The organism is Serinibacter salmoneus (genome assembly GCF_002563925.1).
Classification (GTDB): Bacteria; Actinomycetota; Actinomycetes; order Actinomycetales; family Beutenbergiaceae; genus Serinibacter; species Serinibacter salmoneus.
Genome location: NZ_PDJD01000001.1, coordinates 2,995,882 through 3,008,892, shown reverse-complemented (window position 1 = coordinate 3,008,892; position 13,011 = coordinate 2,995,882). Strand labels below are relative to the sequence as shown.

At 71.4% G+C, this 13,011-nt stretch carries 12 protein-coding genes; 4 read left to right on the top strand and 8 right to left on the bottom strand.

Annotated elements, in window-relative coordinates; genetic code table 11:
• Window positions 1-53: 53 nt before the first annotated feature.
• A complete protein-coding gene (locus ATL40_RS13405; protein ID WP_098469986.1) occupies window positions 54-1,469 on the top strand; it encodes a GH1 family beta-glucosidase in 1,416 nt (471 codons plus the stop codon).
• Window positions 1,470-1,628: 159 nt separating this feature from the next.
• Here the strand turns inward: ATL40_RS13405 and manD are convergent, their stop codons facing one another.
• From manD to ATL40_RS13385, 4 genes are all read right to left on the bottom strand, one after another.
• Window positions 1,629-2,855 (bottom strand): D-mannonate dehydratase ManD, encoded by a 1,227-nt coding sequence (gene manD / locus ATL40_RS13400; RefSeq protein WP_098469985.1) that lies wholly within the window; start codon window positions 2,853-2,855, stop codon window positions 1,629-1,631.
• A gap of 67 nt (window positions 2,856-2,922) precedes the next feature.
• Window positions 2,923-4,062, bottom strand: a complete 1,140-nt coding sequence (locus tag ATL40_RS13395; protein ID WP_098469984.1) for a Gfo/Idh/MocA family protein — start codon at window positions 4,060-4,062, stop codon at window positions 2,923-2,925.
• A 341-nt stretch (window positions 4,063-4,403) separates the two neighbouring features.
• Window positions 4,404-4,673 carry a hypothetical protein gene (locus ATL40_RS13390; protein WP_098469983.1) on the bottom strand — a complete coding sequence of 90 codons (270 nt, stop codon included), beginning with the start codon at window positions 4,671-4,673 and terminating at the stop codon, window positions 4,404-4,406.
• A gap of 101 nt (window positions 4,674-4,774) precedes the next feature.
• On the bottom strand, window positions 4,775-5,638 hold the full coding sequence (locus ATL40_RS13385; protein WP_098469982.1) for an HAD family hydrolase: 864 nt from the start codon (window positions 5,636-5,638) through the stop codon (window positions 4,775-4,777).
• Window positions 5,639-5,789: 151 nt separating this feature from the next.
• Between ATL40_RS13385 and ATL40_RS13380 the strand changes: the two genes are divergently transcribed.
• The gene (locus ATL40_RS13380) at window positions 5,790-7,220 is read left to right on the top strand and encodes a pyridoxal phosphate-dependent decarboxylase family protein (RefSeq protein WP_245867117.1); all 1,431 of its coding nucleotides are present in this window, start codon (window positions 5,790-5,792) and stop codon (window positions 7,218-7,220) included.
• 203 nt (window positions 7,221-7,423) lie between these two features.
• Window positions 7,424-8,161: a YggS family pyridoxal phosphate-dependent enzyme gene (locus ATL40_RS13375; RefSeq protein ID WP_098469981.1), complete on the top strand. Its 738-nt coding sequence runs from the start codon at window positions 7,424-7,426 to the stop codon at window positions 8,159-8,161.
• Between the two features lie 135 nt (window positions 8,162-8,296).
• Here the strand turns inward: ATL40_RS13375 and ATL40_RS13370 are convergent, their stop codons facing one another.
• Window positions 8,297-8,866, bottom strand: a complete 570-nt coding sequence (locus tag ATL40_RS13370; RefSeq protein WP_098469980.1) for an alpha/beta hydrolase family protein — start codon at window positions 8,864-8,866, stop codon at window positions 8,297-8,299.
• Between the two features lie 151 nt (window positions 8,867-9,017).
• Here ATL40_RS13370 and ATL40_RS13365 point away from each other — a divergent pair, with 151 nt between their 5' ends.
• Entirely contained in the window at window positions 9,018-10,292 is a 1,275-nt protein-coding gene (locus tag ATL40_RS13365) for an Ig-like domain-containing protein (protein WP_143556997.1), read from the top strand.
• 52 nt (window positions 10,293-10,344) lie between these two features.
• On the opposite strand, the gene ATL40_RS13360 is transcribed toward ATL40_RS13365, so the two are convergent.
• From ATL40_RS13360 to ATL40_RS13350, 3 genes are read right to left on the bottom strand one after another with little or no spacing between them, the layout of a single operon-like run.
• Window positions 10,345-11,379 (bottom strand): aldo/keto reductase, encoded by a 1,035-nt coding sequence (locus ATL40_RS13360; RefSeq protein ID WP_425443385.1) that lies wholly within the window; start codon window positions 11,377-11,379, stop codon window positions 10,345-10,347.
• On the bottom strand, window positions 11,328-11,765 hold the full coding sequence (locus tag ATL40_RS13355; RefSeq protein ID WP_098469977.1) for an ATP-binding protein: 438 nt from the start codon (window positions 11,763-11,765) through the stop codon (window positions 11,328-11,330). The genes ATL40_RS13360 and ATL40_RS13355 overlap by 52 nt, the downstream gene beginning before the upstream one ends.
• A 56-nt stretch (window positions 11,766-11,821) precedes the next feature.
• The gene (locus ATL40_RS13350; protein ID WP_098469976.1) at window positions 11,822-12,991 is read right to left on the bottom strand and encodes a protein phosphatase 2C domain-containing protein; all 1,170 of its coding nucleotides are present in this window, start codon (window positions 12,989-12,991) and stop codon (window positions 11,822-11,824) included.
• Window positions 12,992-13,011: the final 20 nt, after the last annotated feature.

The window sequence follows — 13,011 nt, the reverse complement described above, 5'->3', positions numbered from 1 at the left end:
GGCGTCATCCGAGAGCCTTAGGCTTGGTGGGAGCTGAAACACGAAGGAGTTCCATGGGCATCGTCTTCCCCCCCACGTTCACGTTCGGATCCGCCACCGCGTCCTACCAGATCGAGGGCGCCGCCGCCGAGGGCGGCCGCGGCCCGTCGATCTGGGACACCTACTCCCACACCCCGGGCGCCACCGAGTTCGGCGACACCGGCGATGTGGCGTGCGACCACTACCACCGCTGGCGCGAGGACGTGCAGCACCTGGTGGACCTCGGGGTGGACGCCTACCGGCTCTCGATCGCGTGGCCGCGGGTGCAGCCCGGCGGCTCGGGGCCGCTGAACCCTGAGGGCGTGGCGTTCTACCGGGAAGTGCTGACGGCACTGAACGAGGCCGGGATCAAGCCGTACGTGACCCTCTACCACTGGGACCTGCCGCAGGAGCTCGAGGACGCGGGCGGCTGGCCGGTGCGTGAGACGGCGCTCGCGTTCGAGGGCTACGCCCGGGCCATGGCCCGCGAACTCGGCGACCTGGTGCACACCTGGACCACGCTGAACGAGCCGTGGTGCTCGGCCTACCTCGGGTACGCCTCCGGGGTGCACGCCCCCGGGCGCACGGAGCCGGCCGCGGCGATGGCCGCGGTGCACCACCTCAACCTGGCGCACGGGCTGGCGGCGCGGGCGATCCGCGAGGAGCTCGGCGCGGAGGCCCGGGTCTCGGTCACCCTGAACGTGCACCAGTTCTACGCGGCGAGCGACTCCCCGGAGGACGCCGACGCGGTGCGCCAGATGGACGGCATCGCCAACCGCGCCTTCACCGGGCCGATGCTGGACGGCGCCTACCCCGAGGACCTCGTGGCGGACCTCGCGGAGGTCACCGACTTCGCCTTCGTGGCCGAGGGCGACCTCGAGGTCATCCACCAGCCGCTGGTGGCGCTCGGATTGAACTACTACTCCACCACCTACGTGCGCCGCGCCGTGGAGGGCATGAGCGTCTCCGACAACGCCGGGCACCGCGCCTCCACCACGAGCCCGTGGGTGGGAGTGACCACGGTGGAGATCCTGCCGCCCGAGGGCCCGCTGACCGCGATGGGGTGGAACCAGGAGCCGCGTGGTCTGACCGATCAGCTCCTGGAGTTCTCCGCGCGCTACCCCGGCCTGCCGCTGATGGTCACCGAGAACGGGGCGGCGTTCGAGGACGAGGTCTCACCCGACGGCGCCGTGCACGACCCCAAGCGCGTCGCCTACCTGCAAGACCACATCGCCGCGGTGGCCGCCGCGATGGAGCAGGGCGCCGACGTGCAGGGCTACTTCGCGTGGTCGCTCCTGGACAACTTCGAGTGGGCCTGGGGGTATGCCCGTCGGTTCGGGCTGATCCGGGTGGACTACGAGACCCTGGAGCGCACCTGGAAGGACTCCGCGCGCTGGTACGCCCGGCTCGTGGCGACCCGGGAGCTCCCGGAGGTCGACGCCGTCGGGTGACTCACGCCGTCGGGTGATTCACGCCGTCGCCCACCCCGCTTCGCCGAGCGTGCGCTTGCGCCGCCACCCATGCGCCGAGCGTGTTCTTGCGCCGGATCCCCGCGTTCGGATCCGGCACAAGAACACGCTCGGCGCACAGGTGGCTCTGGAGTTACGCGTTCAGTAGTTCCACATGGTGCCGTCCTCCAGGCGCACCACGGGGTGGGAGCCGGGCTCGTACTCGTAGCGCGCGGCCTCGGACTCGTCGAAGTCCACGCCGAGGCCGGGCTCGTCGCTGACGTACATCATCCCGTCGGTGACGTGGTGCTCGGAGGGGAACAGGGCGTCGCACTCCGGCGTGCCGAGCACGAGGTACTCCTGGATGCCGAAGTTCGGTGCCCAGGCGTTCAGGTGCGCCTGCGCCGCCATCGAGAGCGGGGAGTGGCTGGGTGCGCCGTGGAAGCCGGTGCGCACGTGGTGCAGGCCCGCGAGGTCGACGATCCGCTTCACGTGGGTGATGCCGCCCGCGTACGTCACGCCCACGCGGATGAAGTCGATGAGCTCGTTCTCGATGAGCTTGTTGCACTCCCAGATGGAGTTGAACACCTCGCCGATGGCAATCGGAGCGGTGGAGTGCTGCCGGATCAGGCGCAGCGCGTCCTGGTCCTCCGCGGGGGTGGGATCCTCGAGCCAGTAGGGCCGCATGGGCTCCACGGCCTTGGCGAACTCGGCCGCCTCGCGCGGCAGCAGCCGGTGGTGGACGTCGTGCAGGATGTGCAGCTCCGGCCCGAACCGGTCGCGGATCGCGGCCAGGGCGTCCGGCATGAAGCGCAGGTACTTGTCGGTGTCCCAGATCTCGGTGCGGGGCCGCACCCCGGTGTAGTCGGTGATGAAGTTGCGGGTGTCGCCGCGCTTGTCCGAGACCCCGTAGCTCGTGGTGGGCATCCCCGGGATGCCGCACTGCACCCGGATCGCCCGGTAGCCCTCCTGCACGTAGTAGGCGATGGAGTCCATGAGGTCCTCCAGGTCCGCGCCCGTGGCGTGCGCGTAGACCATCGCTGCCTCGCGGCTCTTGCCCCCGAAGAGCTGGTACAGCGGCATCCCGGCGAGCTTGGCCTTGATGTCCCACAGCGCGGTGTCGATCGCGCCGTAGGCCGCCATCGCAATCGGGCCGCGCCGGTAGTACGCGCCGCGGTAGAGGAACTGCCAGATGTCCTCGCTGCGGCGCGGGTCCATGCCGATGATCGCGGGGATCAGGTAGTCCCGCAGGTACATGGCCGGCAGGGTCTCGCGGGTGTTCAGCGTGGCGTCGCCGAGGCCGTAGACACCCTGGTCGGTCATGATCTTCAGCGTGACGTAGTTCTTCTTCGGGCCGCCGACGAACACCTGGGCGTCGGTGATTCTCATGGGGTCTCCTCGTCATCGGGGATGGGTGGCGCAGCGCGGCGGTGCTGTGCTGCTGGGCGTCTGGGAGTCAGGGCAGGGCGGAGACGTCCGTCCAGTTCTCGCTCGCGCGGATGATCTCGATGATCTGCTGGTAGCGCGCACCCTCACGGAAGGTGGGGTAGGGCTCGACCTTCTCGCCGCGGATGTCGGCCACGAACTCCCGCGCGAGGTAGTGCCAGCACTGCTCGGTCTCCCCCTCGACCTCGGGGGTGGTCCGTGCGAGGTGTGCCGGCAGGGGGAGCGCGTGCCACTGCTTGTCCGGACCCCAACGGTGCAGCGTGCCGCTGCCGTAGTGACCCTCGAGGTAGACCGCACCCGTGGTGCCGTAGAACACGATGTGGTCCTCGCGGAAGCGGGGCACCAGGCCCCCGTGCTTGAACAGCGCCGACACGGGTGCGGCGCCGCTTGTGCGGGTGATCCGCGCCATCACCGTGTAGGACCACTCCACGTTGCTCTCGCCCCACTCCAGCGTGGGGTCGGTGAGGTCCTCGGGGATGAAGGAGCGCCGGGTCGCGAAGTTGTGCACGCCCGAAACGATGGGCGCCCGGCCCAGGTCGTCGCGCACATCGCCCGCCACCTGGCTGACCCGGTCGCCGATCACGGCCTCGACGATCGCGAGGGTGTGGGTGAAGTTGTTGTTCAGGCGACCGCCGCCGTCCTCCTTGCGGTGCGACCAGCCGAAGGGGATGCCGCGCTCGAGGTTGAAGTGCGAGAGGCACTCCACCTCGGTCGGCTCGCCGATGGCGCCGGCGGCCACGAGCTCCTGGGCGTGCCGCACGCTGGGGGTGTAACGGAAGCTGGCGGCGAAGGCCGTCTTCACCCCGCGCTCCTGCGCGAACTCCTGCACCTGCGCGGCGGAGGCGGCGTCGTCGGTCAGCGGCTTGTCGCAGAAGACGTGCGCCCCGAAGGCGATGGCCTCCCCGATCGGCTCGCGGTGCGCGCCGCCGGGCGTGGCGATGGAGACGATGTCGGGCCGGCAGTCCTCCAGGGCCCGCTGCCAGTCGGTCCCGGCGTAGGGGATGCCCAGGTCGGCGGCGACCTCGTCGGTGACGGACGCGGTGCGGCCGACGATTCCGACGACGTCCGCACCCGCCCATCGGAAGGCGGCCGCATGGCCTCGGCCCGCGAAACCGGTCCCGTGGATCAACACTCTCGGTCTGGCGTCCATTGCTCCCTCGTCATTGTCGGTGCCCTCGCACAGTAGGTGATCTGGTGCAACGATGCAATGGTGTCGGTGCATCACGGGCGTGGTCAGCGGCTCGGTTTCACGGAATTCGTGGGCCAGGGACGTTCAGGCGTGTGGCGCCGTCGCCTCGTGTTCGGCCGGTCTGTGGTGCAACGTTCTATTGCTCGCCGTTCTATCGCTTGCCGGGGTCGCCGAGCGGGTGCTTGGGCAGGGAATGAGCGCGCCATGCGTGCGCAACCCATCGCTCGGCGGGGGTGTTGCTCGGCGGGGGTGTTGCTCTGCGCGTGTTCCGGGCGGGGCTGTTCCGGGCGGGGGAGCGGGTGCTACTCCCGCGCCTCGCGCAGGAACTTCTCCACGGTCGCGAGGCGGTACTCCTGCTCCTCGATCCGGCCACGGAGCTGGGCGATCTCCTCATCCCGCGTCGAGATCGTGTGCTTGAGCTTCGACTCGAGCGCGGCGAGGTCGGCCGCGTGCTCGGACTCGGAGACCATGCCGGGCGGGCGGGCGTTGCGCGCCTTCACCACGTTCTGCACGCCTTCAGAGACGCCGTAGACCAGGATCGCCACGATCGCGATCCACGCGAACCAGGGCATGGCCATCCTCCTTCACGTCGTGCCCCCGAGTCTGGCACGATGCGCGATCCGGTGGGGACCTGACTGCCTCGCGGTGGGGTGGGAGTGCCTCGCGGTGGGCGTCAGAGGCCGAGGACGGTGCGAATGGTGCGGACCACGCCGCCGTCGTCGTTCGACGGCGCCCGGTACCGCGCCGCCTGCGCCACGCTCGGGTGCGCATCCGCCATCGCGAAGGAGTAGCGCGCCCGCGCCAGCATGCCGAGGTCGTTCGGGTAGTCCCCGAAGGCCATGGTCTGCTCCGGGCCCACCCCGAGTTCCGCCTGCAGGGCCTCCAAGGCGTGGCCCTTGTCCGCCGTCGGGCTCATGATGTCCACCCACACCCCGGCCGAGACCAGGGTGCGCGCGCCCGGCACCTCAACGATCGCCTGCGCCACGCCGTGCTCGCTGCCGTGGGGGTCCCAGACCGCGATCTTCAGGACGTCGTCGCGCACCTCGTGCAGGTCACCCACCTGCTCCAGGAGCGGGTAGTACGGGGCGGTGACCCGCATGAACTCCTCGCTGTGGTCGGTCACGTAGGCGCTTCGGCGTCCGCACAGCACCACGGCGCAGCGCCCTCCGCCCGCCTGGTAGGCCTCCGCGGCGTCCAGCACGTGAGCCAGGGCGTCTCGCGGGACGGAATCGGTGGCCAGCGCCTCCTCGCCCCGCACCACGATCGCCCCGTTCTCCCCGATCACCGTCAACGGCGTGCCCGGCACGGGTGGCACGTCGCGCTGGATGCTCGCCACCTGGCGCCCGGAGGCCGGCACCACCGTGATCCCCGCGGCGACCAGCTCACGGTGCAACGCGGGGAAGGCGGGGTCCAGGCGCTTGGCGGAGTCCAGCAGCGTGCCGTCCAGGTCGATCGTGATCAGCCGGATGTCGCGCGGATCCACGCGCGGCGCGGCCGAGAGGGCCTCGCGCGTGGCGGTCGTGGGAGAGATCGCCATGCCCCGAGTCTCCCAGGTCATGCGAGCAGGTCATGCGAGCAGGTCATGTGAGCAGGTCACCCGCTCACGTCACGCGCACCCGGATGGGAACCGCACCCTCGCGGTCGTAGGCTCATGGGCGGACCGGACCAGCCTCGAGGAGCGTTTGCACGTGACCGCCACCCCCCAGCCAGGCAGCGATGGCATCGTGGGCGACGACGCAGCCACCGATGCGCTCGACGTCGCCATCCGCGCCAGCCGGTCGTGGTTGCGGTCGCTTCCCACCCGGGACGTCAGCGCCACCGCGGACGTCGACCAGGTCACCGCCACCCTGTCGCGGCCCTTCCCGAGCGAGCCGACGCCGGCGCCCGAGGTGATCCGTGAACTCGTGGCCGCCGCCGAATCGGGGCTGGTGGCCACGCCGTCGGGCCGCTACTTCGGGTGGGTGCGCGGCGGGGTGCTGGACTCCGCGCTGGCCGCGGACTGGCTCACCGCCGCGTGGGACCAGAACGCCAGCCTGCTGGTGGGCTCGCCCGCCGGCGCCGCCGCCGAGCGGGTGGCGGCCGAGTGGCTGAAGGAGGCCCTGGACCTGCCGCGTGAGAGCGGCGTCGGGTTCGTCACCGGCGGCATGATGGCGACCTTCACCTGCCTGGCGGCCGCCCGCGGCGAGGTGCTGGCGCGCGTGGGCTGGGACGTGGAGGCCGACGGCCTGGCGGGCGCCCCGGAGGTCGCCGTGTTCGCCGGGGCGGAGCGTCACGTGACGGTGGACATCGCGTTGCGCTATCTCGGCCTCGGGAACCGTCGCACCCGCATCATTCCCGCGGACCACCAGGGGCGGATCGACGCCGGCGCCCTGGAGGTGGCACTCGCGCGGGACGAGCGGGAGCGCCCGGGCCGGCCCCGCCTCGTGGTGCTGCAGGCCGGGAACGTGCACTCCGGAGCCTTCGACCCGGAGCGGGCGCTCGCCGTCGCACAGCAGTACGGCGCCTGGGTGCACGTGGACGGCGCCTTCGGCCTGTGGGCGGCGGCCAGCCCCGCCCATGCCCACCTCGTGGCCGGCCTGCGCACCGCCGACTCCCTGGCGACCGATGCGCACAAGACCCTCAACGTGCCCTATGACTCCGGGTTCGCGATCGTGCGGGACGCCGCCGCCCTGCACCGCGCGATGGGCGCCGACGCGGCCTACCTGATCCAGGATTCGCGGCCGGACCCGTTCGCCCGCACCCCGGAGTTCAGCCGCCGCGCCCGCGGATTCGCGGTCTGGGCGGCGCTGCGTGAGCTTGGCGCCCGGGGCCTGCGCGAGATGGTCGAGGGCTTCGCCGCCCATGCGCAGCGCTTCGCCGCGGAGCTCGGCGCCCTGGAGGGCGTCACCGTGCTCAACGACGTGGTCTACACCCAGGTGTGCGTGGCCTTCCGCGACGACGCCGAGACCGATGCGCTCGCCGCCGCGCTCATGGCGGAGGGCACCACGTGGATGACGCCCTCGACCTGGCGTGGCCGCCGGGTGCTGCGGGTGTCGGTCTCCAATGCGCGCACCACCCCCGACGACGTGACGCGGGCGATCGCGACTCTCACCCGGGTGCTGGGGGAACTGCGGGGCTGACGCCGGAGGCGCCCCAGCCGCGGCGGGAGAGTCTCTTTGCGGTATCGGCTATCTCGCCCACGGAGTCGCGCATCGTGCGGCGGCAGTCGGTGGGGTGGCGGTCTCGGCCGGGATGACGATGGACGCCTGCATCTTCGGGTGAGGCTACATCGGGTGAGTGCCGCGCAGGTGAGATGATCTCGCCCTGGTGGCAGGCTGGGGGTATGGATCCCAGGCCCGACGGCGATGATCACCTAAGCGAACGCCTCGCCCTCCTCCCGGGCCGGCTGGAGCGCATCGGTGAGCGGATGGCTGCCGCCGCGGAACGTGCGGGTCGGGGGGTGTCGGAGGTCCAGCTGCTCCCGGTGTCCAAGACCGTGCCGATGCCGCTGCTGGAGCGGGCGCGCGAGCTGGGCGTCTCGGAGTTCGGGGAGTCCCGGGTGCAGGAGCTTCTCGTGAAGGCGGCGCAGGTCGAGGAGGCAGCGCCGCGCTGGGTGATGATCGGGCCGCTGCAGACGAACAAGGCCCGTGACCTGGCGCGAGTGGCGCACGAGATCCAGACCGTCGACTCGGCCAAGGTCGCGCAGGCGCTGCAGCGCCGGTTGGAGCAGGCCGACCGGCGGATGACGGCGCTGCTGCAGGTCAACACCTCCGGTGAGGAGGCCAAGTCCGGGTGCGCGGCGTCGGAGGTGGAGGCGTTGCTGGAGGCCACGGCCGCGTGCGATCGCCTGGAGGTCCGTGGGCTGATGACGATCGCGACCCGCGGCGGGGACGAGGCCGAGACCCGTCGGTGCTTCGCCGCACTGCGTGAGGTTCGGGATCGACTGAGCGCGACCTCGGGTGTGGCGCTGCCGGAGCTGTCGATGGGGATGTCCGGGGACCTGGAGCTCGCGATCGAGGAGGGCGCCACCGTGATCCGGGTCGGCAGCGCCCTCTTCGGCGCCCGACCGCCCCTGGTCTGACCGCCCCGCGCTCGCCGAGCGGGTGGTTGTGCTGAGGCGAGGCGGCGCGGGCCTGCGTAAGAGCACGCTCGGCGATAGAGGGCGTGCGGAGGCGCGCGCTCGGCGGGAGTGGCGGCGCGGGTGAGGTGCCCGGGGCTACGAGCCCCCGAGGCCGAGCCAGTCGCGGACGATCTCGAGCACCGGGCCGTCGGCGGGGGCGTGCGGGCCGGGGACGAAGCGCAGCGTGAGGTCGTGGATCGCCGCGAGATGCTCGGTGAGTTCCGCGGGGGAGCCGAACGGGTCCTTCTCCCCGGAGATCGCCAGGGTCGGCACCCCGATCTCCGCCAGGTGCTCGATGCGCAGCCGGTCGGGCTTGCCCGGCGGGTGCAGGGGGTAGGACAGGAGCACGAGGGCACCGACCTCGAGGCCCTGCGCCACGGCCACGGAGGCCATTCGACCGCCGAAGCTGCGTCCGCCCACGGCGATCCGCGAGGTGGGAACCCCCAGGTCCGCGGCGAGCTGCGCCGTCGCCCCCCGGATGTGCTCGACGGCGGCAGCCGGCCGCTCCGGCCCCTTCTTGCCCGCCGTGCGGTTGGCGAACTCCTCCCGGCGGACCGGTAAGGGGGCGAGCGATTGCTCCGCGGCCACCAGGGTGCGGGCATCGCGTCCCCCGCCGGCGCCGGGATACAGCAGCAGGCCTGCCGATTCGGTTCTCGCGTGAGGCATGCGTCATCGTAGGCACGCAGTGCCGAGGCATTCACAGGGCCGAACGTCGGACCCGAACCCTATGTCGACTCCGGTATGGTGCGGCGCAGGGGGAAATAACCACGCGTGATCCGCGCTGGTCGACGTGCCCCCGTGACACCCAGGGGGATGTATGTTGACACGTCGCCGTGCAGCGGTAGGGGCCGCTGCGCTGCTGGTTGGATCGGTGGCGCTGGTGGCGCCGGGTGCGATGGCCGCGGAGGTGGTTCCGGAGGTATCCGGCGTCACGTTCACGGATCCGACAACGGGTGACCCGCTCGACGGTGAGCTCACGGTCTATGAGCAGTTCGACCTGCGTTTGGAGTATTCGCTGCCGGACGATGTCGCCTCGGGTGACACCTTCACGATCGACTTCCCAGCGACCCTGGTCGGGATCCCGGACCCGAGTGTGGTGGTGCGTGATCCCGAGACGGGTGACGAGGTTGCCCACTGCGTCGTGACGGCAACCGAGGTGACCTGCACGCTCACGGAATATGTGGACGGGAAGGACGACTTCACCGACTTCGATCTCTTCTTCCGTATGGAGGCAGCGCAGTCCACGAGTGAGGACAGCGTGGAGTTCCCGATCAACAGTGGTGACGGGGTCGTGATCATCGACCTGCCCGGGGACGACGGCGTGATCGGCAGTGGCGGCGTCAGCGAGCCGGAGAACCCCTACAAGGCAGGGTGGGTCTGGCGCGAGGACCCCGAGGTCGTGGAGTGGCGGGTGTTCCTGCCCGCCGATGAGGTCGAGGGGGAGGAGATCCAACTGGTCGACACCCTGGGCCAGGGGCAGACGCTACGCCGGGTCGACGGCGAGCCTGACCTGTGGGTGGTGGTGTGGGACCTCGACGTGGCCCCCTGGGACGCACCCGACCCGTTCAGCCACCCTGGTTCCCGCTGGCTCGCTGATCACGAGTACGACCTCGTGGTGAGCGACGACGACACCTCCTTCACCCTCACGATGGACGTGGTCGAGGGAACGGAGATGTACATGTTCGGGTACCGCTCGAACGTCCCCGAGGGACTGGAGATCCCCGCGGTGCTCACCAATGAGATCACCGGGGAGTCCCACACCCTTCGACAGGACCTGACCTACACCTACTCCTCGGGCGGATCCGGCAGCGGCGACAACGAGCCGGAGCCGACGACGCCGGAGCCGACGACGCCGGAGCCGACCACGCCGGAGCCCACGACGCCGGAGCCGGCGACGCCGGAGCCGGCGACGCCGGAGCCCACGACGCCGGAGCCCACGACGCCGGAGCCGACCACGCCGGAGCCGACGACGCCGGCACTCCCGAGGACCGGAGCCGGTGACGCCACGGTCGGCGGACTCGTCGCCGCCGGCCTGGTGCTCACCGGTGGACTGGTCCTGCTGGTGCGTCGCCGCGCCGCACTGCGCAACTGACAGCGCCGCGAGGGCGGCGGGGTCGCGCTGACGGCCCCGCCGCTCGCGTCGTTCAGTCCGCGAGCGCCGCGTCGATCGCGGCTACCTCGTCCTCCGTCAGGTCCGGGGCCTGGCCCACGGCGGCGGCATCCACCACCTGCTGCACCCGGGAGGCGCCGATGATCGCGGAGGTCACCCGGCCGCCACGCAGCACCCACGAGAGGGCCAACTGCGCGATGGTCTGCCCCCGGGACTCCGCGATCGGCGCGAGCGAACGCACCTTGGCCAGCACCTCATCGGTGATCTGCCCACCGGAGAGGTAGCGCCCGTCGCTCCCGGCGCGGGAACCCTCCGGGATCCCATTCAGGTACCGGTCGCTCAGCACCCCCTGCTCCAGGGGGGAGAACACGATCGATCCCACGCCCTCGGCATCCAGCACGTCCTGCAGCGACCGGCCGTCCGTGCTCTCGTGCGCCCCGGGCTGCTCGATCCACCGGTCCAGCATGGAGTACCGCGGCTGATGGATGGTCAGCGGCGTGCCCATCTCGCGCAGCAACTGTGCCGCGCGCGCCGTGTCCTCGGCGTTGTAGGAGGAGATGCCGACATACAGCGCCTTGCCGGAGCGCACGATCGCGTCCAGCGCCCCCATGGTCTCCTCCAGGGGTGTGTTCGGGTCGCGGCGGTGGGAGTAGAAGATGTCCACGTAGTCCAGTCCCATGCGCCGCAGGGACTGGTCGAGCGAGGCCACGAGGTACTTGCGCGAGCCGCCGTCGCCGTAGGGCCCGGGCCACATGTCCCAGCCCGCCTTGCTGGAGATGATCAGCTCGTCCCGGAAGGGGCGCCAGTCGGAGGCCATGTGCTGGCCGAAGTTGGCCTCGGCAGCGCCGTAGGGCGGGCCGTAGTTGTTGGCGAGATCGAAGTGCGTGATCCCGTGGTCGAACGCGGCGCGCAGCATCGCGCGCTGGGTCTCGCGGGGGTTGGCATCGCCGAAGTTGTGCCACAGCCCGAGTGAGATGCGGGGAAGCGCCAGGCCACTGCGGCCTGAGCGCTGGTAGGTCATGCGGGAGTAGCGATCCTCGGCGGGGTGATAACGCGGGTAGGTGTCCACTCCTCGATCGTAGGTCGGGGGAGGACCCCGCGGAGTTCCAGCCAGACGAACTTCCCGATCGTGGTCGGCTCGGTGCCCCACGCGGTGGCGAGCCGGTCCACGAGGTGGAGCCCGTGCCCGCCACTCGCCTGATCGCCGGTGCGCAGCCAGGGTGGCGTGGTGCTGGCGTCCGAGACCTCGATGCGGCAGCCGTCAGCGCGGGAGCCGATGGCCAGGGTGATCGGGGGTACGCCGTGCATCACCGCGTTGGTGAGCAGTTCGCTGACGAGCACGAGCAGCACCTCGCGGTCTGCGTCGCGCACGCCCAGCCGGTCCATCGTCCGTGCCGCGTGACCGCGTGCCGCCCGCACGCCTGCTGCGTCGGGTGTCACCCAGATGTACTGCATCGTTCCTGCCCCCTGTTACCTGACCTACGCCGTCTGCCTCGCTGCGGCCAGCCGCCTCACCCTCCCGCCGTGAACCAGACGGTGGCCGTGGTGGCCACGAAACTGAGTGCCACGAACGCGATCCACCCGAGGTCTGCCCGTCGCACCCCGTTGTTGCCGGCGCTCAGGGCCTCGGCGCCGAAGCCGGCGGCGCGGGACTCCTCACGCCCGCGGGGGGCCGCACCGCTACGCACGGCCTGCCTCGCTGCGGCGGGCACCTCGGATCCCTCGTCGCCGCCCCGGTCCGTAGCCTCCTGCGGTGCGGCAGGTTCCTGCCCTGCCGCAGCCTCCGGTGTCGCGCCGTGGGTCTCCGGATCGGTTCCCGAGGTCAACGCGGACGCGAGCGCGGGGAAGGTCTCGGCCAGGACTGCGCGAGCGGCCGCGCTCAAGGGCGCGTCGAGCACCCGCGCGCCCACGGTGACCACGTCGCTGCCCTCGGTGCCCTCAGCTCGGGGTGCTGCCGGCTCCGCGGGTGAGTCGGCGTCGCGGGCATCGGCCACCACCACGGTGACGTTGTCCCGCGTGCCCGCCTGCAGGGCGGCGGTGACCAGCGCCTCCGCGCACACGGCGGGGGAGCCGTGCGAGAGGATCCCGGCGAGCTGGGCGTCCGTGAGGTAGTCCGAGAGGCCGTCACTGCACAGCAGCACGCGGTCGCCGTCGGCGAGCTGTTCGGTCAGGTTCACGTCCGGCAGGTCGGCGTGCGTGTCGTCGATGGAGCGCAGGATCACCGAACGGTACGGATGGTGGCGGGCCTGCGCGGAGGTCAGGCGCCCCGCCTCCACCAGGCGCTGCACGTGGGTGTGATCGGTGGTGATCTGGTCCAGGCAGCCGTCCCGCAGGCGGTAGATCCGTGAGTCGCCGATGTGGGCGAGGCTCACACCCTGGGGGCCGACGGCGAGGGCCACCAGGGTGGTGCCCATTCCGTCCAGGTCCGGGTCGACCAGGGACATGGCCTGCAGCGCACCCTGGGCGCGTTCGACCGCCTGGGTGATCGCCTCGGGGGTGTGGTCCTCGCTGTGCTCGCGCAGGGCGTACATCACCACCGAGGATGCGACCTCGCCCGCGGCGTGGCCGCCCATGCCGTCGGCCACCGCGAGGAGGGTGGGGCCGGCGCAGCCGGTGTCCTCGTTGTTCTCGCGTACGAGCCCGACGTCGGACCGCGCCGCGCTGCTGAAGGTGAGGCTCATGGTGCAGCCATTGTCGCGCA

What these genes read in the sequence shown, in the direction of transcription:
- ATL40_RS13405 (WP_098469986.1), top strand. Translation starts at nt 54, where the DNA reads ATGGGCATCGTCTTCCCCCCCACGTTCACGTTCGGATCCGCCACCGCG.
- manD (WP_098469985.1), bottom strand. Translation starts at nt 2,855, where the DNA reads ATGAGAATCACCGACGCCCAGGTGTTCGTCGGCGGCCCGAAGAAGAAC.
- ATL40_RS13395 (WP_098469984.1), bottom strand. Translation starts at nt 4,062, where the DNA reads ATGGACGCCAGACCGAGAGTGTTGATCCACGGGACCGGTTTCGCGGGC.
- ATL40_RS13390 (WP_098469983.1), bottom strand. Translation starts at nt 4,673, where the DNA reads ATGCCCTGGTTCGCGTGGATCGCGATCGTGGCGATCCTGGTCTACGGC.
- ATL40_RS13385 (WP_098469982.1), bottom strand. Translation starts at nt 5,638, where the DNA reads ATGGCGATCTCTCCCACGACCGCCACGCGCGAGGCCCTCTCGGCCGCG.
- ATL40_RS13375 (WP_098469981.1), top strand. Translation starts at nt 7,424, where the DNA reads ATGGATCCCAGGCCCGACGGCGATGATCACCTAAGCGAACGCCTCGCC.
- ATL40_RS13370 (WP_098469980.1), bottom strand. Translation starts at nt 8,866, where the DNA reads ATGCCTCACGCGAGAACCGAATCGGCAGGCCTGCTGCTGTATCCCGGC.
- ATL40_RS13365 (WP_143556997.1), top strand. Translation starts at nt 9,018, where the DNA reads ATGTTGACACGTCGCCGTGCAGCGGTAGGGGCCGCTGCGCTGCTGGTT.
- ATL40_RS13355 (WP_098469977.1), bottom strand. Translation starts at nt 11,765, where the DNA reads ATGCAGTACATCTGGGTGACACCCGACGCAGCAGGCGTGCGGGCGGCA.
- ATL40_RS13350 (WP_098469976.1), bottom strand. Translation starts at nt 12,991, where the DNA reads ATGAGCCTCACCTTCAGCAGCGCGGCGCGGTCCGACGTCGGGCTCGTA.